The sequence below is a fragment of the Sphingomonas sp. PSPC2-2 genome (assembly GCF_049897725.1).
GTDB lineage: Bacteria > Pseudomonadota > Alphaproteobacteria > Sphingomonadales > Sphingomonadaceae > Sphingomonas.
In genome coordinates, this window is the sequence record NZ_JAFCWU010000018.1 from 1 (window position 1) to 20,673 (window position 20,673).

Consider the following 20,673-nt stretch of genomic DNA (forward strand, 5'->3'; position numbering starts at 1 on the left):
ATCTCCACGGCGGTCGGTTGACCAGCGGAATGGAGAGCCGTGTGCATTGAAAGGTGCAAGCACGGTTCGGGGGGAGGCGCTGGAACATCCTCGAAAGAGGCGTTCCGCGTCGACCCTACGGAGACCCCGCCAGGGGGCTCCGTGAGGCCCGCCAGGGCCGAATAGAGCCCGGTCCCGCCCACAAGGCGGGACGCCCCGCCCTGCCCCTCTACGGCCGTCCCACAGCCAGCACAGCAGGATCAGCAGGATCAGTCCCATTCATACTCGCCACCGTCATCCCCGGCATCGTAATCCGGCATCTCCTGGATTCCCGGGTCGTCTGGATCGCGGTTGGCATCGGGGTCCTCGCCGTGCGGGTCGGTCTGGATATCCGGTTCGGTTGCGAACCGGATATCTTCACCGATCCGGTCAGCAATGTCCGGCTCGACCGCGCTGTCATCGTCTAGCCAGCAGGAACGCGGACACTGGAGCAGCTGGTGACCACGATGGACGAAGGGCTGGCCGTTCATCAGGATGGGTCGCTCGGCGAGACGCCGGCAGGGTTCATTGCGACGGTTGCGGAAGCCGCACGGCACCGCCAGCGGGGCGAGCGCGACGGCATTGCCGTCGTGGTCGCCGCCGGCGGGTGCCGGCTCGTCGACCCGAGCGACCGGGTCCGGTGCCGCAGGTATCGGCTCGGGCGCGAACGGGTCGCCGTCGAACATGTCGCGCTGGACGGTCATGGTGCCGGACCTTTCAGGTGAGCGCGCGCTGGCGCAAGGCCGCGGTGCGAAGCACCGTGGGCGAGGCGTCCTGCGCGGGCGATGATGAAGCATGCGCGAAGGGCGACGCCCGCAGGCGCCGCCCGGTTCGCTGGCCGGTCAGTAGAACTCGGCGCGATCGGCGATGATCTCGCAGCCGTAGCGGTCGTTGCCGTCGCTGTCCTGCCAGCGGGTGTAGTGCAGGCGTCCCTCGATGGCGATGAGGTCGCCCTTCTTGCGGTTGCCGGCGATCGCCTTGGCGAGGCCGTTGAAGCAGGTGACCTTGTGGTATTCGGTCTCCTTGACGGTGAAGCCGTCGTCGCCTTTGTAGGTGTGGCCGTCCTTGTTGAGCTTCGGGCGATCGGTCGCCACGAAGATGGTCGCGACGCTGGTGGCGCGATTGACTTCGCGCAGTTCGGGGGTGCGGGTCAGGCGGCCGACGAGGTTCACGTTGTTCATGGCATTGCCTCCTTGGGTTGGTCGGCGGTCCGTCCGCCGGTGTCACCTGAAGGGCGTCGCGGTTCGGGGCGTCGCACCGGAGGGCGAGCTGGGCCGGCGCGCAGGCGGCGGGCCTGGTCGACCGGAGGGGAACCCCTTTTGCAGGGGTGGTGCGGGCAGCCGCGCGAAGCGCGGCAACACGGCCCTGCCAAAGGGGTTGCGAGGCCCCGGGGCGCGGCGCAGGTGACACGAAACGGCGGATGGGCCGTCGATCAGCCCAAGGTTCCCGCAGGCATTGCCATGGACAAACCTCGTGAACCGCTCATGTCGGTCGCCTGACCCGTACCCCCGAACGACCCGGCGCGAAGGCAGGCGTGCCGCCAGCGTCGCTCGCTGACCGACGTGGTGCCGCTCCGAAGCTCGACAAGGACGGCCGCGCCCGGGCGACGACGCACCGGCAAGGAGACCGGATGCCGCAAGGTCGCCCGACGGCCGACCCTCGCCAGGGCGATCGCCGGCAACCGCATCGGACCTGGGCGTCCTCATCGCCATAGGGGGCAAACGCCTGCCGATACCCGCTGGCAGAACAGCGACGGCTTTACGCGCCGCCCGGCTGCGGGATCATCGCCGATCGTGATGATCTTTCCACTCGGCCAGCGAACCGGGCTGTGTCTGCGGGCGCCGCCCTTCGGGTTGGCGAGGATCGATCGCCTACTCGGTTCGCCGGGTGGGGGTGATCCGATGCTCGACGATCAGCGCCGCGACACGTTGTACGATGCGGCTCGGCACCTCGGCGATGATGGTGCTACCGTCGTTACCGGCGCGAACGTCGGGTCCGACCCATGCGAAATCGTTCACGTCGTCCCACACGATGCGTGATCGGTCATCGAGGCCGAAGGCCTCAATGAATCGCGGCGGCAGAGGGATGGATGCAGCCGGTGAATAATCGCGCGTCGTCAGTGGCACCATCAGGACACGGAGCCTTCCGGCTGAGCGATAGCTGCCAACCACCATGCAGGGGCGGAGTTTCGAGCCGTCCTCGTCGCCCCGGTTATGTTCATGCCGCCAGAGGTAGAAATACCAGATCAGGTCACCGGCTTGCGGTTCAATCGACGTACTGATCGTTCTGGACGGACCCGGCGCTGGGCGTCGCGGTCCTGATGGCGTGGATGGCTTCATCGCTCAACTCCTGCGGCGAGAGCGCGAGGTGATCGAGGCGGGACAAGCGTTCGAACTCGGAGGCGGGTAGCATGACCACGCGGGCAGCGCCGTTGCGCTCGATTGCGATCGGATGCGTCATCGCCTCGTCGTAATAGAAGCCGAACCGCTTCGACACGTCGGTCGATCTGGCCTTTTCGATTGTAGGGGTCATGGTTTCCCTCATCTTTCGTTACGCGGCCGGGGATCGATTAAGCCCTGCGTCCCTCCAGGATGGGACCCTCATCTGGTCCTGCCAATGTTGTAACGGCCATCTTTCTGTTACATGGGAATCCGTATCTTCCGTAAAACGGAAGACAATCCGTACACCACGGACCGCGCGGCTGCAACAGGCACTAACGGCAACAGGGACCGCTTCGGCGATGAAGCGATCCCCGTCGAGGTGGCGATACGGGCGACGCGTCAGCGCCGCCCGATGCCGGTCAGACCCTCTCGTCGACCGGCGCGGTGCTGGCACCCAGCCCGTCTCCGGTGTCATCGCCTGCGCCCGAGGTCGCCACGTCACGGCCATCGGCGGTGAAAGGCAGCGCGGGTTCGCCATCGTCCGCCTTGACCCCGAGCGCGGCACCGACGTCGCGGCGCTTCTGGGCGCGCTGCCACACGACGTTGTACGAGCCGTCGTCCTGGCGGAAGGCCGAGACCTGGAGCGGCGCGGCGAGCGACGGATCGTCGATGCGGCCGTTGAGGAACGCCTCGCCGGTGTTGTTGGAGGTGAGTTCAAAGAACGCGCCGACCTGCACCCACGTCCGGCCCGGGGTGAGCGCATGGATCTCGTAGCGCGGGGCGCGCGGATTGGACGACTGGACCGGCTTCAGCGCGATCGTCATCGCGACCGCGAGGGTGGAAATGCGGCCCATGAAGATGCCCGCGTCGTTCTGCTTGATCTGACCGATGTTCATGACGTGTCTCCTGATGTCGTGCTGGACCCCATGTCCTCGACACCGATCTTCAATCCTCCTCCCCTCCCCGGCCCTTCGGCCGGGCAGGGCGCGATGAGCGCCCCTCACCGACCGCGTTCTTCACGCGGACGGTGGTGCGTGCGGGACGCGGATCGGGCTAGGTCAGGAGGATGTGCCGATGGCGCTGTTAGCTATCGGTCTCAGGCTTTCCCGGGACGATGGAGAGCGCAGGCGGTTTGAAGCCACCCAACCGGAAGTGCTCACCGATCGCGGCGAGGTCACCTAGAGCATTGTATTCCTGAAGCGTCAGCACGACGCTTTCGTTGTCGTCGGCCGAGAATATCGCGCGCGGACCATGACCTGGCCAGACCCGAACCTCGGGCGAGAACGACCCGGGCGAGCCTCCCGACCACGTCCTGAACGGAAGGTCGTTGGTGCAGCAGAAGTCCTCGATATCCTCGATATTGCCGTTCTGGACCTCGTGAGCATGGAGGCGCAGGGGTTCGCCGGATGTAACGGATTCAAGCGGTTCTCCCCCCCATTCGGTCGAGAGGCCGTAGAAATCGGCGAGTTTGTACAGTTCGGGCAGTCGATCGGCGGGAAGTTTCCCCCCGATCGTAATGGAGACGGAGACGCGGTCGGCCATGTCGGGACCTCGTGATGAAGTGGACGTGCCGGTCCCGCGAGCGGTGTCATCACCATTCGCCCGGCTATCCATTCATCACCCCCTTCCCTTGAGCGTGGCCCAGGTTCGAACTGCGATATCCTGTGCTTATACGGCGATAAAGCGAAGGAATAGCTAAATTATCGATCCGATACGGTGTTGAATCGGGACTGGAGCCCATGAAGCAAAAAAAGGGCGACGCCGTGTGCCGGCGTTGCCCCGAGTTTCGGCGTGCGGGAGCGAAAGGGGGCGCGCCCGTGCGCCATGCGGTGCCGTGAGGGAGTGCACGGCACCGGGGGTGGATCAGGCGTCCTCGGCGACGCGCTGGCGGCGACCGCGGCCCTTGCCGACCGGCTCCTCGACCGGGGCGGTGGTTTCGCCCAGGCCGTTGTCGGTGGTGCCCGCATCGTGATCGGGGCCGTTGCCGACCGGGCCGCCATCGGCGCCGAACGGCGGCGACAGATCGTCATCCGCCTTGACGCCGAGCGCGGCACCGACATCGCGGCGCTTCTGGGCGCGCTGCCACACGACGTTGTACGAGCCGTCGTCCTGGCGGAAGGCCGAGACCTGCAGCGGCGCGGCGAGCGACGGATCGTCGATGCGGCCGTTCAGGAACGCCTCGCCGGTGTTGTTCGAGGTGAGTTCGAAGAACGCCCCGACCTGCACCCACGTCCGGCCCGGGGTGAGCGCGTGGATCTCGTAGCGCGGCGCGCGCGGGTTGGACGACTGGACCGGCTTGAGCGCGATCGTCATCGCGACGGCGAGGGTGGAAATGCGGCCCATGAAAATGCCCGCGTCGTTCTGCTTGATCTGACCGATGTTCATGACGTGTCTCCTGTGATGTCGTGCTGGACCCCATGTCCTCGACACCGATCTTCAATCCTCCTCCCCTCCCCGGCCCTTCGGCCGGGCAGGGCGCGATGAGCGCCCCTCACCGACCGCGTCTTCACGCGGACGGTGGATCGTGCGGCAGGCGGACGATGTCGGTGCTCAGTGGGCGAGCTGGTCGGTGAGCGCGGTGCCGATATCGGCGTGCGCCGCGGCGAGCGCGCCGATCGCGCGGCTGACGACGTCGGTCGCCTCGTCGCTCGGATCGATGCACCAGCATTTGCCGGCGTGGCGGATGTCGATCAGCCGGTCGGACTTGTTGTCGATCCCGAACGTGTAGCCTTGACGCTGGTCGAAGCCGGCGACGGTGACGTCGGTCGTTTTGGCCTTGATCGTGACGACGGGCGCGACCGCGGGGGTCAGCAGCACGGTATCGCGCGGCGTTTGCGCCTGTGGGACCAGCGCGGGTGCGGGCGGCTTGCCGAGCGTCGGCATCTTCGGGATCGGCACGAGGCCGTTCACCGCGTCCTGCGCCATGTCGGCCGCCATTGCGGTCGCCATGAAGATGGCGGTGCGCGCGAGATCCTGGGCGATGGCTTCGCGGTGCGGCTCGGTCAGCGTGGGCAGGAGGTGGCAGAGTTTGGTGTCGAGCGCGAAGGCGACGGGCTCGGCGTTGGGATCGATGCACATGATCGTGACCTTTCGGCAAAATGCCCGGACCCCATGTCCAGGATGCCGATCCGGTCCCTCTCTCCTTCCGGCGCAGCCGGTGCCGGCATCGTCGCGAGGCGATGCCGTGCCGTTCAGCGAGGCGGTCGCGGATGTCGCATGAGGCGCTTCCGGGCGGCCGACAGATGATCGATCGAGCGTTGCAGGAAGAAGGCGTGCGCGCTGTCGGATTCGAGTGTCCCCAACCGGCGTTCGAGCGCCGTGATACGGTGGTGGATCGCATCGATCGTCAGCATGATATCGTCGAACGAGAGCGCGACGACGGTCTGCGGATAGGGATAGGGCAGCGCCGGCGCGACGAAGGCGAGGAAATGGGGCTGCACGGGCAAATGGTGCAGGAGGGCGGTCGCGACCGCGCGGCGGATCTGGGAGGCGCCGTGGACGAGTTCTGCTAGCAGCACGTCCATCGCCATCGGGCGGACGATGCGCAGTGCGCCGGGGTCGAGGGTGACGGCGATCGGATCGGTCGAGGCGAGACCGATGACGCCCTCCGACAGGATGGCGAGAACGTCGCCTTCCTCGATGCAGGGACCGTCATCGAGACAGGCGTCATGCGCGGCTTCGCTGGTGTCGAAATAATGGACGCGATACATGGGCTGGTCCCTTTCTGCTGGGTCAGGAATATTCCGGGCGACGTGCGGGAAACCGCGTGGGCGGGAGGCCGGAGAAGCTGAAGGCGCGGAAGCGTCCGCCGGTGTAGGCAGCCGAATCCACCGGCGGGCGATGCCGCTGCAGGCGCTCGAGCAGCCGGTTGGCGCGGCGCATCGCCGCGACCGCGGCCTCGTCGTGGTAATGGAGGGCGATCACGCGGACGAAGGTGCCGGTGTCGTACCACCATCCCCCTTCCTCGGGGCCGCCCCAGGCACGGTCGATTTCGTAGAAGGCGAGGATGCTGCGCATGGGGTCAGCTCCGGTTGTCACCGGGTCGGATGATCCTCCCGGTTCATAACAGCCGGTCCCCCTTCCCCTTCCTCAGACGTCCGGTGCTTCGTCGGGACGCTGGTGGCGCAGCGCACGCGCGAGCGCCCGCTTGCGGGCGGTCGCCGCGGCGCGCGACGGATAGGCGCCCGAGAGGCGAGAGGGGTGTGACAAGCTGTTGTCGAACACGACCCAGCCCGTTGCGGTATGGGCGACGTGCATCCCGTCGCTGCGCGAGGGGGTGGTCATGACGGGCGCGCCCGCCTGATCGCGGCCTCGGCGATGAGCTGGCCGGCAAGCGTGTTGCGATGCGACGCGATCCGGCTGTCGGGCGCAGCCACGACTTCGGCCGCGCGTGTCAGCAGCGCAGCGAGGTCAATGTCCGACATCGGCGCCGGGTTGGTCGCGGATCGCGCGGGTTCTTCCCCGGCCTTGTCGAGCATCAGCACGAGGATCGAGGGCTTGATCTCTTCGTCGAGCGGTCGACTGTCGGCGACGAACTTGCCGCCACGCGTGATCGCGAACGCGTTGAAGGTGGGTGATACCCCGTTATCGGCGTTGGGGATCGTGGTGCCGCGGTCGTGGAACTGGATGTCGATGAAGCGGGGCGGGCCACCATAAGTGGATTCGAGAAAGCAGAAGGTGACGCGGCGACCCTCGCTGGTCTTCGCCGTGATCGTGAACGCGCCGTCGGGCACGTCGATTGGTTTGTGCGGCACGTCGTTGTAGCCGGCGAAGCCCGCGGCGATCGCGTCGGCGCGCGTCATGACGGGGAGATCGGTGATATCGGGCATGATGAAAGCTCCTTGCTCTGGATCAGGCGGCACGCTTCAGCGCGATCAGGTCGGAAAAGCGGTCTCGCACCGCGCCGGCATTGGGATAGAGATCGGCGAGACCGTGCCGCGAGAGGATCGGTGCGCGGGACGCGGCGATGATGCCGGCCTCCTCGATGGTGGGAATGCGCGGCGGCCAGCCTTTGACGTAGCGCAGGTCGGGCGGCATCGCGGCTTCGAGCCGTCGCCGCTCGGCGGCATCGGCCTTGGCGAGGGAAATCCGGTTCCTCAAATTACCCGGTATGTGACGCGGTGCGACGTCGGCGAGCCAGCGTGCGGGCTGGAACGAGAAGGTTGAGGTCGCCTCGAGGCCGACCAGGTGGAGCAGCGCGGGACGGTTCGCCGGTGCCGAAGCCGATGCCTGGGCGTCGCCGAGCGATTGAAGGACGCAAAAGCGGCACGACAGTCGTGACGACTGGTAACAGGTGTAGGCGACGTGCAGCGGGATGCCGAGCGTATCGTGCGCGGCGAAGACCTGTGGTGTCGTCCAGTGCGCGATCGGGTTCCACAGCATCATCGCGGTGCCGTGCGGATTGCCGGCAGCGGCGTAGCGCGCGTCTGCTTTCCATTCGGGTGTGCGTGACCGAGCGATGCTCTCGTCGCGGCGCAGTCCCAGCACGTTGATGATAGTCTGGCCGCGCAGCAGTCTGGCGAGGTGCGGCCCGATGACATGGGCCTTCATCTCTGAGGTGCAGAAGCGCAGCGCCGAGGATGACCAGGGACCGATCAGATTATAGGTTTCGAGTGCCTCGTAGCGCGCCTTGCCGTTGGCAAAGCGCGTGGCCCAGCGGTCGAACAGGTCGCCGGCGTTGCGCCGGACGATCGTCAGCGGGACGCCGGCGTGGGCCGCGAGATCCTCGACCGTCGCGGGCGTTTCGTCCCATTCGGCACGGCCGAGGTCGGCGTGAATGGCGATACGCCGCTCGCGCGGATGGCCGAGCGCATCGAGGATCAGGTTGACCGCGAACATCGCGGCCGAGCTGTCCTTGCCGCCCGAGAGGTTGAAGACGATCCATGCGCCGCGTTCGACCGCGTCGAGGATGGCGGGCGGCAGGGCGAGGGCCGGAAGGCCGGCGACCAGGCCGCGTCCGATGTCGATGAACATGGCCGTTCAGGCCGCGAGCGGCGCTGGCAGCGCCAGCCACTCGGGTTCGTCGTTGGCGATGACCGGATCGTGTGCGCGGGCCTCGGCTTTCGAGAACACGGTCGCGCTGGCGAGTGCCCCGAAGCCGTCGTCGTTGTTCCAGAAGACGGCGTGGCCGTCCTGGTCGCGCGAGGCGAGCACGAAACCGAAGCGACCCTCGTGACCATGGGTGTCGGGATCGGCTGCGGCGCTGCGCGCGGCGCGATCGAGGATGTCCTGGGTGCTGTGGAACGTCAGCCCCGCGTCGGTAATGATGACGCAGCCGCTTCCGAACTCGCCGGGGCGCAGCCGGTCGCAGTCGGAGATCCATGCGAACCCGCAGGGGAGCGCGGACTTGCAAGCGCGGAAGATGAGCTGGGCGACCTGTTCGACGCCGAATTGATCGCCGCTGAAGAATACGCGCGCGTTCCCGTCTTCGCCTTTCCAGTCGATGTCGATCGCGCAGTCGAGATAAGGGAAATGCCAATCGTCGAATATCTCGAGGAAGCTTTCGAACTTCATCGGCCCCTTCGCCGGGAACACGGCGTGAAACGCGGGATCGAGCGCGTCATATTCGTGGGCGAGGTCGGCATCGTCGCCGTTGGTGTCGAGGATATCGACTGCCTGTTCGGCAATGGTTAGCAACGCCGCGTCGGCGTGGCTCATGGTCAGCGTGAACGCGGCCTTGGTGTAGGTGTTCGCCATGGGAATGCTCCGAAATGATGGGAAATCGCTCTGTGCGGTCGCGCTCAGGCGTCCGCGGCCTCGGCGAGACGCGCGTTGGCGGCCGCGGCCTCGGCGGGGTAAGCCTGCGTGAGATTGCCGTGCAGGACCGCGAAATCCGGGATCGGGAAAAGACCGTTCGGCCCGGGCCGGGTAATCAGCAGCGCGCTGATGACGGCATCGGCCGGATCGGCATGGACGATGGTGGGCGTCTCGCCGTTATACTCGACCGGCGCGGTGAAGCCCGCCTCGCGCCAGGTGGCGAGTCCCTCCTCGACGCGTGTCGCATAGTCGGCGACGGCCTCGTCGAGCTCGTTCTCGATATGGAGGACGAGTTCGACATAGCGACCGAAATCGTGTCGGTTGGACAGGCCGGCGAGGCGGCATCCCGGGGGCGGCGGGCCGTAGCGTGCGATCAGCGCGGACTTGTAGACCGCGATTTCGAGGCGGTTGAGGCTGTCGAAGTTGGGCGACTGGCCGAGTTGCGCGCAATCCTCCTCGGCGGGACCGGCACCGAGATCGATAAAATATGGCATGGGGCTCTCCGTCGATCGTCATTGATCGACGCGCCCCATCCCCCTCCCCTTTCTTGTCGGGTACTCAGTCGCCGAAGAAGCGGCGCTTGATGGCGATCTGCGCCTCGCCATCGGACTGGCCGAGGGTCATCAGCCGGTCGGTCTCGAGCGTGATCGCGAGATCGGCGGGAAGATCGGCCCAGCGTGAGGCGATGGTGACCGCGGCGGCCGCTGTGGTCAGCTCGCCGGGGTGCGCGCCATGCCATGCGACGGTTTCGTCCTCACCCGTGAGATGCGGGTGCGGGCGCAGCACCTGGACGAAGAAGGTGCCAAGCGGGCGGTCCCACCCGATGCTGACGCTGGTGCCGGGTTCGATACCGGGAAACTGGTGGCGGCTCATGGCGATCCTTTCAGGGTCAGTGCAGCGAGATCCACTCGCCGTGCCAGGGGCGCGGGTGCGGGTAGAAGCGAAGAACGCCTGGAACATCGGTTTCGCCGCTGGCGAGGCGTTCTTCCAGCCAGAGGATGTAGAGCGCGGCGTCGGCGAGATCGCCGGCGAGCAGATCGTCGAGCATCGCGGCCTCGCGCGCGGTCTGTTCGTCGAGCGCGGACCAGTCCAGCGCATCGAGGAAACGGTCGCGTCGATCGGTGTAGCGCGCGATGCGGGCAGCGTCGGCCTGGACGCTGGCGATGGCGAGATGGATATCCACGGGCGGTGCTCCTTCCGGCATGTCGGTGACATGCCGCCCGCTCCCGCTCCCCTTCCCTCGCGCCGCTGGCGCGGGGATCATGCCGCGAGGATTTCGCGGATCGCGTCGCTCCGGCGCGGATAGGCAAGCCGGGGCAGATCGCGCGCGGTGCGCCGGGCGTCGCGCGTCAGCTCGAAGCAATAGGTGAATAGCGGGCTTTGCCGGTGCGGGCGGAGCAGATTGTCGGCACGGAGCCGCGCGAGCCAGTCGGCGGGGTGTTCGTGCGCCTCCGGCCTCGGCGCACCGAGCCGCACCAGCTGGTCGATCGCCCCGGCATGGCCGGATTCGAGGTTGCGGATCTTCGACAGCGTTCTCTCCGAGATCGTCTCGCCGGCGATGCGCAGCACCGTCCGCGGCCTCGTGCGGCCGCGATAGGCGCCCGACAGCGCGGCATAGACGACGCCGCAATGGCCGAAGGCGGGATCGGAGAAGCTGACGACAGCGTCGATCCGGGGCTTGGCGAGGCGCAGGAGGCGGAAGGCGCGCGACGTGAAGAAGCTTTCGCCGTTCGCGGCGACCGAGGGCAGGCAGATGAGCCGTTGCAGTACGCAGCCCCGAGCGGGATCGGCATAGCCGGTGTGCCGGGTGATGACCGCGCCGGTCGCCGGCACGCCGAACACGATGAGACCGACCAACGTGGATCTGCCCGGGTCGCCCGGACCGAACAGCCCGCAGGCGAGCTGGGCGGCGGGATAGCGCGGGAGGTAATGATGGTCGGCGAGGAATGCGCGGGCAGTATCATGGGCGACGACATCGACGGCGTAGCGGCGCGGGTCGATCACGCTGTCGCCGGCAACGAACAAGCTGCGCCGGTCGCGCCAGCGCTGGGAGCGGTCGGTGAGCATGGTTACCTCCGTCAGGCCGCGTCGGCGTAGATCTCGGCCGCCCAGGTCTCGATCCATCCGGTGGTGATCTCATCGTGATCAAGATCTTAGGTCTGGTTCGGCCTGTCCGATTAGGTCCAGTTGGCTGACCTTGAAGGGTTTTCGGGCGCGCTCGCTAACCGGACGTCTGGTTAGCCCCGCGCGCGGCTATTCTTCGGACGCATTCGGCGGGGCGATCGGCAGCATAGCAACATTGCGTCGGTCCCGAAGCTCGCGGACAAGGTCGGCATTGCGCTCCTCCAACCGCTTCGCGCGGCTCTCCGCGATCAACGCGCGCCGCAAGAGAGAGGCATTCTCGGTGGCCAGCACCCGGATCCGCACCTCCGCCTCCCCCTTTCCTCCATCCAGCTTTGGAACCTCATCCTGACCCGAAGCCGGAGATCGTTCAGCCTGAAGGGCACGGAGATCTTCAAGCACAGCGCGATGATTGGTGTAGAGCGCATTGCGTCCGATGCCGGCGTGCCGGGCCAGCGCCGCAACGGAGATTTCGGATTCAGGATCGGCGCGCAACACGGCGAGAGCTTCCCGCAGGCGGGTAGCGACCCGCTCGCGGCGACGCCCTTGGGGCGTATCAGCCGAGGTTGCCATCGGCGGGCTGCAAATCGAGATCGTCGATCACGCGGCGGCTCTCCTCGACCCGCGTGATCGCCAGATTTCGGCTTTCAGGGTCAAGGTCGGTTCTTTCCAGGAGAGCCAGGTTTCGTTTCAGGCGGGCTTCCCAGACCGGCTTGTGACGTTCGCTCACCGCGAAGTTCGCGCAAGTGACGCATGTGCCCTGCGTGCGGAGAACGGGATTGGGCTCTTTGTCGGACCCGAGGCAGGCAGACGTCTCCCGACGGTAGAGACAGTAGCCCCAGTCGCAGACGCCGAGCCTGATGTCGGTATCGGCCAACAGGCGGGTGATGTAGGCATCGAGGTCGCCATCGTGCGTGCGACCGCGGAACGGCGATCGCGCCGCAAGATCGCGCCCCGCCTTGCCGCCCAGGCGAGGCGCGACCAGCAACTCTTCGAGCGCGGCGCGGGTTTCTCGTGCCGCCTGGGCGTCGACCAGTTCAACCAGCTCGAAGTCCGTGCCGACATAGGCGCGGTCGGTCATGGCGCGGGTCACATGCCCGAGATGCTTGGCCAATGCCGCGAGACCGGTCCTGTCGCGCCGGCCCACGAACCGCGCGAAGGTCTTGCGGCCCTGGTGGGTGGCAAGCCTCCAGCTTTCACCGTTGATTTCGGGAAGGCGAAGCGCGGCCCCAATGCCGTCATTCAGGCGTATATTCATAGCCGAACTGGTGAGCGGCTCGATCGGCAATGCCGAGGTTCGGATCGCGCTCCCCGGGCGGACCTGGAGCAGCCAGAGATATTGTCGGCCGTCGATCGCTCGCCATGGTGCCGATAGGCGCTCAAGAACTTCGATGGCGCGAACGGCGGGTTCGGGGGCGATCCAGCGATGCGGCACTCCGTCTCCTGGAGCGTCCTTTCGGATCGTGCCGGTCAGATAGGCGAACATCTCCTGCTGCTCGCCCTGCACCCGCTCGATGCAACCGGCTTCCAGCGATAGGATTTCCGAAGCGCGCGGCCCAACGAGATAGGCGAGGACAATGAAGCAAGCCTCGTAGAGACGGGCCACCATGCCATTGAAGGTGAGCATCGGCTGGACCGTCAGCGGCTGAGCCTGCCCAGGAACAAACTCGATCGGTGGAGCAGCGTGCAGGTATCGGCGTATGCGCCTGGAACGCCCCGGTTTTGCATGCCCTTTTGCGGAAGCCGCATCGTGCAGCGCCTGTATGTCGTCACGCATATGAAGGATGGTATCGGCTGGCTCGCCGATGAGATGGAGCGCTCCCGCAACGAGCGGCATTGCGATTTCATCAGGCGTATAGGGCCACCGCTCGACCGGGCGCCAACGGCCCAGCTCATTGAGCGCAGGCGGCGCGGATTTCGGGGTGTCGGGAAGCTTCTCACGCTGTTGGTAAAACGCCCGCAGCAGCGTGCGGTAGTTGCTCGCGGTCGATAGCGCCATCGTGCCATTGTCTCTCGGGCGCTGGGCGAGATCATCGAACAGATGCCGGATGGCCTCGTCATCCAGTTCCGACCATCGAGCCAGGCCGCGGCCCGCCATCCATTCCAGCACGACCCGCTGGAGCGTTCCCTGCGTTCCAAGCGAACGTAACGAGAGCGCGGATCGACCGGGAGGTGGATCGCTGTGCAACGACCAGAGCAGATGCTTGCTCGCCTCGCGCAGCGTCCGCCAATGCGGCTCGTTGAACCGGCTTCCGTCGGGCAGTGTGAACCCCCAGTCGACGCGGAAGGTGGTGTCCCGCTGACCCACGACGCCTGTCGCCATCTGCCAATGGTCGTCGCCGAACATCGAGTGCGGAGAGACGCGCAGCGAGGCCTGCGGCAAGGCGAGGAGCGGAACGCTCATTCCAGTTCCGGGAGATCGGGGAGCATCGCGGCCCGTTGTTCTGCCTCCTCCCTCAAGTCGGGCGGGAACGCCGGAAGAAGATCATGTTCGAGCACCTGCAAGCTGGGCGCATAGAACAACGCCCAGCGAGCCGGATCGATCTGATCGCGGGCGTCGAGAAGATGCCGGCGAGCTTGCAGCACGCGCGCGAACCGCTCGACATCAAGCGGAACGATCAGCCCCGGACAGGCAAGGCAACCTCGCAGTCTCGGACAGAGATGCGGATTTCCGTCAGCGCCCTGTTCGACAGGCGCCAGACAACGATGCCCGAACAATGCCGTTACCGGGCCGTGGCGGGCGGGCTCCTTCCGGTCGGGTCCGCAGACCCAGGCTACCATGAGCTTCTGAAGGCGCGCGATCGTCTCCTGCTCGAGCTTCCGTGCGGCCGGTCCCTCGACGTAGCGATCGGTCGTGACGAGGCTGGCGTGATTGAGAACCGTCCCTGCCGCGCGCAGGTCGCCGCCAGAAGCCAGATAATGCTCCGTGGCGACGCTGCCGCGTAGTTGCGAGGCCGTGAACTTGGGCACCAGTGGTTTCGGTTGCTCCGGATGTGCGGTGTTCCAGCGTTCGATCCGCCTGTTGGTGCGGCCGATGAAGCGATTGATGAACCCGGGGATGCTGTCGGGCGCGATCAGGCCGGCAGGATAGTCGTGCCTGCGATAATAGGCCCGCGACAGATAGCGGATCAGGAACAGACATTCCCGTTCTTCAGGCGGAGCATGCTCGATCAGCGGCTCGGTCATCGCCAGCAGCATTTCGATCAGACGCGGTGCGGATCGCATTTTACGGCGGTCGAAGGACCGACGCTGCATTTTCGGAGTTCGACCGCCCCGCTGCTTGAGCCATTCCACCATGACCCGATGATCATCGAGTGGATGGGGCACGAGGCAGTCGCGGCGGATCGCCCGAAGAGGCTGGGGATTGGCGGCAAGCTGGATCGCCAGCGCGACAAAGAACGGCCCCATCGTGTGCGAGGTCAGGTGATAATGCTGAGCGATCGCCTCCTGACGTCCATGATGCTCGAGCGAGTTCGGGTTGATCCCGGCAGCGCGGATTGCCTCGCCGCTCGGAGCGATGCCGCCGCCGATCCGGTGGAGTTTCCACACCCAGCGCGCGAGCGCCTCTCTCGGACCAGTTCCCTCCGGGGGTTGGGGAGAGGCGATGATCTTCTGGCCGCGCTGGAACCGCGCCCATGCGATGTCGATCTCTTCATAGGCGGCCGCGAGGATCGTTTTCATTTCCGCTGCCGTGAGCCGGGCTTTGGGTTCTGGCGCCCACCCCGTGCTGGGGAACGGGCTGTAGGGGATGGCGAGCGCGCTCCCGAACAGATCCGGATCGGTCTGCTCGATGCGCTCGAGCAATGGTTTCAGGCTGGCGAAGCGTTGAGCCATCGTGGCTCGGCTGAGCTGGCGGCCTTCTATCGAGGGTGCCAGCGCATCAATGTAGCGCCGGATCGTGCCGGCGTTCACATCAGCAGCACAGCTTACGCCTTCTGTGCGTAGGAAGCGACCGAAGCGCCGGATCACTCTCCAGCGTCCGCGTCGTGTGGAGATCGAAGATCCGGCATCATGAACCCTGAACGCCTCGACAAAGGCGCAGGTGAGGTCATGTGGCATGTCGAGGGCGACCGGATCGAACGTCTGCACGACCTGTCCCCATTCATCACGAAAGGAGAAGCGTCGATCATCTGGCGCTTGCGCGGTCGATGCTCGATCGATCGCGATACGGCGGTCGATCCGTCCCTCAGCCAGCATCGTTGATCGCTTCGCCGTAGAGCCAGGCAAGGCTCTCGTTGATATCGGGTTCGTACAGCTCGACGCAGCGCAGGTAGATGGCGGTCGTCGCGATCGAGGCATGGCCCAACAGAACCTGGACGATCTTCAGCGGATTCAGCGCCGGATTGGCACGAGCCTGGATCTGAAGCCGCGTGAGCATCACCATCGCGAAGGTGTGACGGAGCCAATGCAGCGTGCCGGGCAACCCAGCGGCCGCGAACGCCTCGGACAGAAGCGCCGTCAGGCGTTTGCGCGTCATCGCACGGCCATGTTCATTCAGGAGAAGATTGGGCGGCGCCCTGTAGCGGGGATCGGCATTGCGCGCGCGCCGCACGATCCGGGCCCGGTCCTCTCCGATATACCAGTGCGTGCGATCAAGCAGGCGAACCGGCGGATAGACCGTTCGCGGCCGGTCGCCCTTGGTGATGCTGAGCGGCACGCCTACAAGCGGCGTCTCTTCCGGGTGAAGCGACCAGCTATCCGGTATCTGATCGACCGCCAGAGCACATAGTTCCTTGCGTCGAAGGCCTGCGCACAGCGCCCACTCCCCTGCAAGGCGCGCGGTCGGCGCAAGCTGCGCGAACAGCCTTGCCAGCTCATCGGGGCGCATTGGTCGTGGCAGTTGCTCCGGGACCGAGACCGTGAGGCTCCCGGTCGAACGGCGTCTGATCTGTGGCCCAACACGCGGTCCCCTGCCCTGCCGTGTCTGCAACGGTCGCGGGAACGCGCGATGCCGGATGAAGTCGTGATCGAGGGCCCAGGAATAGAAGCGATAGACGGTGGCAACCCGGGCATTGATGGTGGAGCGGGCAAACGGCCGCCCGGTATGCTGGCTCGGCCCTTCGAGCATTCGGGATCGATAAGCTGCGAGTATATGCTCGTCAGCGACATCCCATTTGATGTTGGACTGCTCGAGCGCATCGAACCACTCATACAGGTGCTCGCCATAGGTCCGTACCGTCTCCGAGGCCTGGGAGTGGCCATGAACCTCGGCATGTTCGAGCAGATAGGCAAAGGCCGGCTCGATGATGGCCATGTTCGCGTCGAACAGGATGGGGAACCCGGCGGGAATGCCGGGCTCACCTGGAACGGCACGGATGATCGTCACCATGGATCACACCTCCGCCTCACGCACGCGGGATCAGGGCGGTTATTCTAGCATCATCCCGGCCTTTCCAGTTCGGACAGTCGGCTGAGCGAGCACTTTTTGGGCCGGGCGACACGACGCCTGTTCCAATTCATCCATATATCCACTATCTCGGATATATGGATACTGATTCGGCTATCACGGCCCTGGCCGCTCTCGCGCAGGGCACACGCCTTGACGCATTTCGGTTGCTGGTGCGCCACGAGCCCGAAGGATTGCCCGCCGGCGAGATCGCAAAAGCGCTCGACGTTCCTCAGAACACGATGTCCGCGCACCTCGCCGCGTTGACGCGCGCGGGCCTGCTGAAGTCCGAGCGGCAAAGCCGGTCGATCATCTACTGCGCCGACCTCGATGCGCTGCGCGCGCTGACCCTCTTTCTGGTGAAGGACTGCTGCGCCGGAAAACCGGAACTGTGTGCACCGCTCGTCGCCGAACTCGTCCCCTGCTGCTGACGGAGACTGCCATGTCCACCGATCGCGTGTTCAACGTCCTGTTCCTCTGCACCGGCAATTCGGCACGCTCGATCCTCGCCGAGAGCGCCATGAACAAGCTCGGCCAAGGTCGCTTCCATGCCTTCTCGGCCGGGAGCTATCCCAAGGGCGCGGTTAACCCCGACGCGCTCGCACTGCTGGAACGGCTCGACTATCCGACCGAGGGCCTGCGCTCGAAAAGCTGGGAGGAGTTTTCCCGGCCCGGTGCGCCGGTCATGGATTTCGTGTTCACCGTCTGCGACGACGCAGCCGGTGAAGTCTGCCCGGTATGGCCCGGCCATCCAATGACGGCCCATTGGGGCATCGAAGATCCAAGCCATGTCCAGGGCGGTGACATAGAGCGCGAACGCGCTTTCGTGATGGCGCTGAACTATCTGGAAAACCGTATCCGGCTGTTCATCTCGCTGCCGATCGACAAGCTCGAAGCCACGGCGCTGACCGCCAAGCTGCGCGAGATCGGCCATACCGAAGGCTCGACCACTCGCCGGGGAGATGCGGCGTGACCGACATCATCGTCTATCACAACCCGGAGTGCGGCACGTCGCGCAACGTGGTGGGCCTGATCCGCAATGCCGGGATCGAGCCGCATGTCATCGAATATCTGAAGACCCCACCGTCGCGGCCATTGCTGGTCCAGCTCATCGCGCGCGCCGGGATCACGCCGCGCGAGCTGCTGCGCGAGAAGGGCACGCCCTATGCCGAACTAGGCCTGGGCGATCCCTCGCTGTCAGATGAAGCCCTGATCGACGCAATGATGGCGCACCCGATCCTCATCAACCGGCCGCTGGTCGTCTCGCCGCTCGGCGTGAAACTGTGTCGCCCTTCGGAGGCGGTACTGGACCTGCTACCCGCACCGCAACAGGGCGCATTCGCCAAGGAGGACGGCCAACAGGTCGTCGATGCGGCCGGCGCGCGGGTGATCTGAGGCATGGCGACCGTTCTCGACGCCACGCCGGCTCGTCCCGGCATCTCCTTCTTCGAGCGCTATCTGACCCTGTGGGTGGCGCTCTGCATCGTTGCTGGGATCGCGCTCGGCCATATGTTGCCCGGCCTGTTCGGCGCGATTGCCTCCGCCGAGGTGGCGCGGGTCAATCTCGTCGTCGCGGTGCTGATCTGGCTGATGATCGTGCCGATGCTGCTCAAGATCGACTTCGGCGCGCTGGGATCGGTGCGCCAGCATTGGAAGGGCGTCGGTGTCACGCTGTTCATCAATTGGGCGGTCAAGCCTTTCTCGATGGCGCTGCTCGGCACGCTGTTCCTGGGCTGGATGTTCGCGCCGTTGCTGCCGGCGGGCGAAGCGCCGTCCTATATCGCCGGGCTGATCCTGCTGGCGGCTGCGCCCTGCACGGCAATGGTGTTCGTGTGGTCGAACCTCTGCGACGGCGAACCCAATTACACGTTGAGCCAGGTGGCGCTGAACGACCTCATCATGGTGTTCGCCTTCGCACCGCTGGTCGGGCTGCTGCTCGGCGTCGCCTCGGTGACGGTGCCGTGGGATACGCTGTTGCTCTCGGTCGGCCTCTACATTGTCGTGCCGGTGATCGTCGCGCAGCTCGTCCGTCGCGCCGTGCTGGCATCAGGCGGACAGGCCGCGCTTGACCGGCTGCTGGCCCGGCTCGGGCCGGTGTCGCTCACCGCCCTGCTGGCGACGCTGATGTTGCTGTTCGGCTTCCAGGGCGAGGCAATCGTCGCGCAGCCCTTTGTGATCGCGCTCATCGCCGTGCCGATTCTGGTACAGGTCTATTTCAATGCCGGGCTGGCCTATTGGCTGAGCCGCCGTTTTGGCGTCGCATGGTGCGTGGCGGCGCCCGCCGCGCTGATCGGCGCGTCCAATTTCTTCGAGCTGGCGGTGGCCGCCGCAATAAGCCTGTTCGGCCTCAAGTCCGGCGCCGCGCTCGCCACGGTGGTTGGCGTGCTGGTCGAGGTGCCGGTGATGCTGTCGGTCGTGGCGATCGTGAAGCGGACACGCGGCTGGTATGAGAAGGGAGCCGCTGCTTGACCCGTATCAGCGAGTTGACCGACCCGGATCATCTGCCGGCGCTCGATCTCCGCTATGTCCATGAGCGGCCCGCGTTCGGGCTTGGTGCGGGCGATCCACCGCCGCGTATCCTGCTGCTCTATGGTTCATTGCGCGAACGGTCCTTCTCGCGTTTCGCAGTCGAGGAGGCGGCACGGTTGCTCCAGTTCTTCGGGGCGGAGACGCGCATCTTCGATCCGACCGACCTGCCGTTGCCCGATCAGGTGAAGGGCGACGATCATCCCGCCGTCCATGAACTGCGCGACCATGCCATGTGGTCGGAGGGCATGGTGTGGTGCAGCCCGGAGCGTCACGGCCAGATCACCGGTATCATGAAAGCGCAGATCGACCATCTGCCGCTGGAGATGAAGGGGATGCGCCCGACCCAGGGCCGCACGCTGGCGGTGATGCAGGTGTCGGGCGGATCGCAGTCGTTCAACGCGGTCAACACGCTCCGGCTGCTCGGCCGCTGGATGCGGATGTTCACCATCCCCAACCAGTCAAGCGTGGCGATGGCCTACAAGGAGTTCGACGAAGCCGGTCGCATGAAGCCCTCCAGTTACTATGACCGCATCGTCGATGTGATGGAGGAGCTGGTGCGCTTTACCGTGCTCACCCGTGGGCACGCCGTGCAGCTCGTCGACCGCTATTCGGAGCGGAAGGCGGAGGCGGCAAAGCAGGATGCCGCCCCCGATCTGGCATCGCAGTCGATCGCTTAAGTCGAGCGCCTCGCCAAGCGAGGGATCAGGCCGACCACCGCCAGCTCTTTGGGTTAGCGCGGCGGTCGGCCTGATCCCTCTCCGCATCCGTTCCTAATGAGACAGATCAGAGGACCGGACCTAAGAGATCGCCGCTCTCGATCAGGGCGCGGATCTCGGCGCGAGCCTGCGCGATCGCGCGTTCCCAGGGGTCGGCGGTTGGTGGCGGTGGAGCAGACGCCGCGGCCTCGGGCAGGTGTCGCGGTGTTTCGAGCGTTCGCGCGCATTGCGTGCGATACCAGCGTTCCATGAAGTCGGCGCCGAGCGCGTCGGTCTTGGCGATGCGATGCCTGAGCGCGTGCTGTCGCACGCCTACGCCCCATCCCTGGCTGTCTATCGAGGCGATCCAGCGTGCGAACGGCGTGAGGTACGGCAGGGCATCGCCTTTCACCCCGAAGAGGTGCGCCTTGACGCCGATCGGCAGGATGCGGGTCAGCCGCTCGACGACGGCGATCAGCCCTTCGGGACCGTGGATCGGTCGCCGGCACATGCTGCCGATGCCGACGACGGTGCCGGGCAGGATCAGACCGCCGATCGCGTCGAGTGAACGGACGTAGTCGTCGGGCACGCGGCCCTGCAGCACGGGCATCAGCCGGTCGCGGATGGCCAAGTCGTCGGCGCGGGCAAAGCATTCTCGGTTGGTGGCGGTGGTGCGCGCGATGCGGTCGAGCACTTCCTCGCGGTCGTGGGCAACGCCCTCTTCGCAGCAGTAATCGACCGACGAGATGCGTCGGAACGGCCATGACGCGGCGAGCGCCATGTAGGG

General features: G+C 66.1%; 28 protein-coding genes. 5 read left to right on the forward strand and 23 right to left on the reverse strand.

Translation table 11 applies throughout. From position 1 onward, the window contains the following. Positions 1–248: 248 nt before the first annotated feature. The 22 genes from ACP7BY_RS20105 to ACP7BY_RS20210 form a co-directional block, all read right to left on the reverse strand. On the reverse strand, positions 249–722 hold the full coding sequence (locus ACP7BY_RS20105) for a hypothetical protein (protein WP_062126517.1): 474 nt from the start codon (positions 720–722) through the stop codon (positions 249–251). 138 nt (positions 723–860) lie between these two features. Beyond that, complete coding sequence (locus ACP7BY_RS20110) at positions 861–1,199, reverse strand: single-stranded DNA-binding protein (RefSeq protein WP_010409121.1); 339 nt, start codon at positions 1,197–1,199, stop codon at positions 861–863. Positions 1,200–1,889: 690 nt separating this feature from the next. Continuing rightward, complete coding sequence (locus tag ACP7BY_RS20115) at positions 1,890–2,147, reverse strand: hypothetical protein (protein WP_062126514.1); 258 nt, start codon at positions 2,145–2,147, stop codon at positions 1,890–1,892. A gap of 136 nt (positions 2,148–2,283) precedes the next feature. Continuing rightward, positions 2,284–2,550 carry a type II toxin-antitoxin system Phd/YefM family antitoxin gene (locus ACP7BY_RS20120; protein ID WP_010409116.1) on the reverse strand — a complete coding sequence of 89 codons (267 nt, stop codon included), beginning with the start codon at positions 2,548–2,550 and terminating at the stop codon, positions 2,284–2,286. A 268-nt stretch (positions 2,551–2,818) separates the two neighbouring features. Beyond that, entirely contained in the window at positions 2,819–3,295 is a 477-nt protein-coding gene (locus ACP7BY_RS20125) for a DUF736 domain-containing protein (protein WP_024310589.1), read from the reverse strand. A 187-nt stretch (positions 3,296–3,482) separates the two neighbouring features. Continuing rightward, positions 3,483–3,941: a hypothetical protein gene (locus tag ACP7BY_RS20130; RefSeq protein WP_052192542.1), complete on the reverse strand. Its 459-nt coding sequence runs from the start codon at positions 3,939–3,941 to the stop codon at positions 3,483–3,485. Between the two features lie 321 nt (positions 3,942–4,262). Continuing rightward, entirely contained in the window at positions 4,263–4,784 is a 522-nt protein-coding gene (locus tag ACP7BY_RS20135; protein ID WP_033967161.1) for a DUF736 domain-containing protein, read from the reverse strand. A gap of 165 nt (positions 4,785–4,949) precedes the next feature. After that, positions 4,950–5,477, reverse strand: coding sequence for a hypothetical protein (locus ACP7BY_RS20140; RefSeq protein WP_033967159.1), 528 nt, complete (start codon positions 5,475–5,477; stop codon positions 4,950–4,952). 113 nt (positions 5,478–5,590) lie between these two features. After that, positions 5,591–6,109 (reverse strand): hypothetical protein, encoded by a 519-nt coding sequence (locus tag ACP7BY_RS20145; protein WP_010409110.1) that lies wholly within the window; start codon positions 6,107–6,109, stop codon positions 5,591–5,593. 22 nt (positions 6,110–6,131) lie between these two features. Further along, positions 6,132–6,416 carry a hypothetical protein gene (locus ACP7BY_RS20150; RefSeq protein WP_066675310.1) on the reverse strand — a complete coding sequence of 95 codons (285 nt, stop codon included), beginning with the start codon at positions 6,414–6,416 and terminating at the stop codon, positions 6,132–6,134. A 72-nt stretch (positions 6,417–6,488) separates the two neighbouring features. Beyond that, positions 6,489–6,683, reverse strand: coding sequence for a hypothetical protein (locus ACP7BY_RS20155; RefSeq protein WP_010409103.1), 195 nt, complete (start codon positions 6,681–6,683; stop codon positions 6,489–6,491). After that, the gene (locus tag ACP7BY_RS20160) at positions 6,680–7,228 is read right to left on the reverse strand and encodes a hypothetical protein (protein WP_035386550.1); all 549 of its coding nucleotides are present in this window, start codon (positions 7,226–7,228) and stop codon (positions 6,680–6,682) included. Before ACP7BY_RS20160 ends, ACP7BY_RS20155 begins: the two co-directional genes overlap by 4 nt. 22 nt (positions 7,229–7,250) lie before the next feature. Continuing rightward, entirely contained in the window at positions 7,251–8,372 is a 1,122-nt protein-coding gene (locus ACP7BY_RS20165) for a phosphoadenosine phosphosulfate reductase family protein (protein WP_010409098.1), read from the reverse strand. Between the two features lie 6 nt (positions 8,373–8,378). Further along, positions 8,379–9,095 (reverse strand): hypothetical protein, encoded by a 717-nt coding sequence (locus tag ACP7BY_RS20170; RefSeq protein ID WP_062126508.1) that lies wholly within the window; start codon positions 9,093–9,095, stop codon positions 8,379–8,381. A 44-nt stretch (positions 9,096–9,139) separates the two neighbouring features. After that, entirely contained in the window at positions 9,140–9,649 is a 510-nt protein-coding gene (locus ACP7BY_RS20175) for a hypothetical protein (RefSeq protein ID WP_010409093.1), read from the reverse strand. Between the two features lie 64 nt (positions 9,650–9,713). Continuing rightward, on the reverse strand, positions 9,714–10,028 hold the full coding sequence (locus tag ACP7BY_RS20180) for a hypothetical protein (protein WP_010409090.1): 315 nt from the start codon (positions 10,026–10,028) through the stop codon (positions 9,714–9,716). 16 nt (positions 10,029–10,044) lie between these two features. After that, positions 10,045–10,338 carry a hypothetical protein gene (locus tag ACP7BY_RS20185; RefSeq protein ID WP_010409087.1) on the reverse strand — a complete coding sequence of 98 codons (294 nt, stop codon included), beginning with the start codon at positions 10,336–10,338 and terminating at the stop codon, positions 10,045–10,047. A 77-nt stretch (positions 10,339–10,415) separates the two neighbouring features. Further along, complete coding sequence (locus ACP7BY_RS20190) at positions 10,416–11,222, reverse strand: hypothetical protein (RefSeq protein ID WP_062126506.1); 807 nt, start codon at positions 11,220–11,222, stop codon at positions 10,416–10,418. A 186-nt stretch (positions 11,223–11,408) separates the two neighbouring features. After that, complete coding sequence (locus ACP7BY_RS20195) at positions 11,409–11,849, reverse strand: hypothetical protein (protein ID WP_047100430.1); 441 nt, start codon at positions 11,847–11,849, stop codon at positions 11,409–11,411. Further along, entirely contained in the window at positions 11,833–13,623 is a 1,791-nt protein-coding gene (locus ACP7BY_RS20200; RefSeq protein ID WP_084718467.1) for a hypothetical protein, read from the reverse strand. The genes ACP7BY_RS20195 and ACP7BY_RS20200 overlap by 17 nt, the downstream gene beginning before the upstream one ends. A gap of 53 nt (positions 13,624–13,676) precedes the next feature. Next, positions 13,677–15,473, reverse strand: a complete 1,797-nt coding sequence (locus ACP7BY_RS20205) for a site-specific integrase (RefSeq protein ID WP_126014903.1) — start codon at positions 15,471–15,473, stop codon at positions 13,677–13,679. Further along, entirely contained in the window at positions 15,463–16,605 is a 1,143-nt protein-coding gene (locus tag ACP7BY_RS20210; protein ID WP_047100428.1) for a tyrosine-type recombinase/integrase, read from the reverse strand. Before ACP7BY_RS20210 ends, ACP7BY_RS20205 begins: the two co-directional genes overlap by 11 nt. A 155-nt stretch (positions 16,606–16,760) precedes the next feature. Here ACP7BY_RS20210 and ACP7BY_RS20215 point away from each other — a divergent pair, with 155 nt between their 5' ends. The 5 genes from ACP7BY_RS20215 to arsH are packed head-to-tail and all read left to right on the forward strand — an operon-like array spanning position 16,761 to position 19,868. Then, positions 16,761–17,093: an ArsR/SmtB family transcription factor gene (locus ACP7BY_RS20215; RefSeq protein WP_047100427.1), complete on the forward strand. Its 333-nt coding sequence runs from the start codon at positions 16,761–16,763 to the stop codon at positions 17,091–17,093. Between the two features lie 11 nt (positions 17,094–17,104). Continuing rightward, positions 17,105–17,635 (forward strand): arsenate reductase ArsC, encoded by a 531-nt coding sequence (locus ACP7BY_RS20220; RefSeq protein WP_107394420.1) that lies wholly within the window; start codon positions 17,105–17,107, stop codon positions 17,633–17,635. Then, positions 17,632–18,057 carry an arsenate reductase (glutaredoxin) gene (gene arsC, locus ACP7BY_RS20225; protein ID WP_047100425.1) on the forward strand — a complete coding sequence of 142 codons (426 nt, stop codon included), beginning with the start codon at positions 17,632–17,634 and terminating at the stop codon, positions 18,055–18,057. The genes ACP7BY_RS20220 and arsC overlap by 4 nt, the downstream gene beginning before the upstream one ends. Before the next feature lie 3 nt (positions 18,058–18,060). After that, positions 18,061–19,131, forward strand: a complete 1,071-nt coding sequence (gene arsB / locus ACP7BY_RS20230) for an ACR3 family arsenite efflux transporter (protein ID WP_047100424.1) — start codon at positions 18,061–18,063, stop codon at positions 19,129–19,131. Beyond that, positions 19,128–19,868 carry an arsenical resistance protein ArsH gene (gene arsH / locus ACP7BY_RS20235; RefSeq protein ID WP_047100423.1) on the forward strand — a complete coding sequence of 247 codons (741 nt, stop codon included), beginning with the start codon at positions 19,128–19,130 and terminating at the stop codon, positions 19,866–19,868. Before arsB ends, arsH begins: the two co-directional genes overlap by 4 nt. A 106-nt stretch (positions 19,869–19,974) precedes the next feature. On the opposite strand, the gene ACP7BY_RS20240 is transcribed toward arsH, so the two are convergent. Further along, positions 19,975–20,667, reverse strand: coding sequence for a DUF7221 family queuine tRNA-ribosyltransferase-like protein (locus tag ACP7BY_RS20240; RefSeq protein WP_426288328.1), 693 nt, complete (start codon positions 20,665–20,667; stop codon positions 19,975–19,977). Positions 20,668–20,673: the final 6 nt, after the last annotated feature.

Excerpts from the sequence above, each read along its gene's own strand:
- ACP7BY_RS20115 (WP_062126514.1), bottom strand. The coding sequence starts at position 2,147 with ATGGTGCCACTGACGACGCGCGATTATTCACCGGCTGCATCCATCCCT.
- ACP7BY_RS20195 (WP_047100430.1), bottom strand. The coding sequence starts at position 11,849 with ATGGCAACCTCGGCTGATACGCCCCAAGGGCGTCGCCGCGAGCGGGTC.
- ACP7BY_RS20125 (WP_024310589.1), bottom strand. The coding sequence starts at position 3,295 with ATGAACATCGGTCAGATCAAGCAGAACGACGCGGGCATCTTCATGGGC.
- ACP7BY_RS20200 (WP_084718467.1), bottom strand. The coding sequence starts at position 13,623 with ATGTTCGGCGACGACCATTGGCAGATGGCGACAGGCGTCGTGGGTCAG.
- ACP7BY_RS20220 (WP_107394420.1), top strand. The coding sequence starts at position 17,105 with ATGTCCACCGATCGCGTGTTCAACGTCCTGTTCCTCTGCACCGGCAAT.
- ACP7BY_RS20240 (WP_426288328.1), bottom strand. The coding sequence starts at position 20,667 with ATGGCGCTCGCCGCGTCATGGCCGTTCCGACGCATCTCGTCGGTCGAT.
- ACP7BY_RS20190 (WP_062126506.1), bottom strand. The coding sequence starts at position 11,222 with ATGCTCACCGACCGCTCCCAGCGCTGGCGCGACCGGCGCAGCTTGTTC.
- ACP7BY_RS20105 (WP_062126517.1), bottom strand. The coding sequence starts at position 722 with ATGACCGTCCAGCGCGACATGTTCGACGGCGACCCGTTCGCGCCCGAG.
- ACP7BY_RS20130 (WP_052192542.1), bottom strand. The coding sequence starts at position 3,941 with ATGGCCGACCGCGTCTCCGTCTCCATTACGATCGGGGGGAAACTTCCC.
- ACP7BY_RS20150 (WP_066675310.1), bottom strand. The coding sequence starts at position 6,416 with ATGCGCAGCATCCTCGCCTTCTACGAAATCGACCGTGCCTGGGGCGGC.
- ACP7BY_RS20215 (WP_047100427.1), top strand. The coding sequence starts at position 16,761 with ATGGATACTGATTCGGCTATCACGGCCCTGGCCGCTCTCGCGCAGGGC.
- ACP7BY_RS20145 (WP_010409110.1), bottom strand. The coding sequence starts at position 6,109 with ATGTATCGCGTCCATTATTTCGACACCAGCGAAGCCGCGCATGACGCC.
- ACP7BY_RS20210 (WP_047100428.1), bottom strand. The coding sequence starts at position 16,605 with ATGGTGACGATCATCCGTGCCGTTCCAGGTGAGCCCGGCATTCCCGCC.
- ACP7BY_RS20110 (WP_010409121.1), bottom strand. The coding sequence starts at position 1,199 with ATGAACAACGTGAACCTCGTCGGCCGCCTGACCCGCACCCCCGAACTG.
- ACP7BY_RS20205 (WP_126014903.1), bottom strand. The coding sequence starts at position 15,473 with ATGCTGGCTGAGGGACGGATCGACCGCCGTATCGCGATCGATCGAGCA.
- ACP7BY_RS20135 (WP_033967161.1), bottom strand. The coding sequence starts at position 4,784 with ATGAACATCGGTCAGATCAAGCAGAACGACGCGGGCATTTTCATGGGC.
- ACP7BY_RS20160 (WP_035386550.1), bottom strand. The coding sequence starts at position 7,228 with ATGCCCGATATCACCGATCTCCCCGTCATGACGCGCGCCGACGCGATC.
- arsB (WP_047100424.1), top strand. The coding sequence starts at position 18,061 with ATGGCGACCGTTCTCGACGCCACGCCGGCTCGTCCCGGCATCTCCTTC.
- ACP7BY_RS20170 (WP_062126508.1), bottom strand. The coding sequence starts at position 9,095 with ATGGCGAACACCTACACCAAGGCCGCGTTCACGCTGACCATGAGCCAC.
- ACP7BY_RS20165 (WP_010409098.1), bottom strand. The coding sequence starts at position 8,372 with ATGTTCATCGACATCGGACGCGGCCTGGTCGCCGGCCTTCCGGCCCTC.
- ACP7BY_RS20180 (WP_010409090.1), bottom strand. The coding sequence starts at position 10,028 with ATGAGCCGCCACCAGTTTCCCGGTATCGAACCCGGCACCAGCGTCAGC.
- ACP7BY_RS20155 (WP_010409103.1), bottom strand. The coding sequence starts at position 6,683 with ATGACCACCCCCTCGCGCAGCGACGGGATGCACGTCGCCCATACCGCA.
- ACP7BY_RS20175 (WP_010409093.1), bottom strand. The coding sequence starts at position 9,649 with ATGCCATATTTTATCGATCTCGGTGCCGGTCCCGCCGAGGAGGATTGC.
- ACP7BY_RS20120 (WP_010409116.1), bottom strand. The coding sequence starts at position 2,550 with ATGACCCCTACAATCGAAAAGGCCAGATCGACCGACGTGTCGAAGCGG.
- ACP7BY_RS20140 (WP_033967159.1), bottom strand. The coding sequence starts at position 5,477 with ATGTGCATCGATCCCAACGCCGAGCCCGTCGCCTTCGCGCTCGACACC.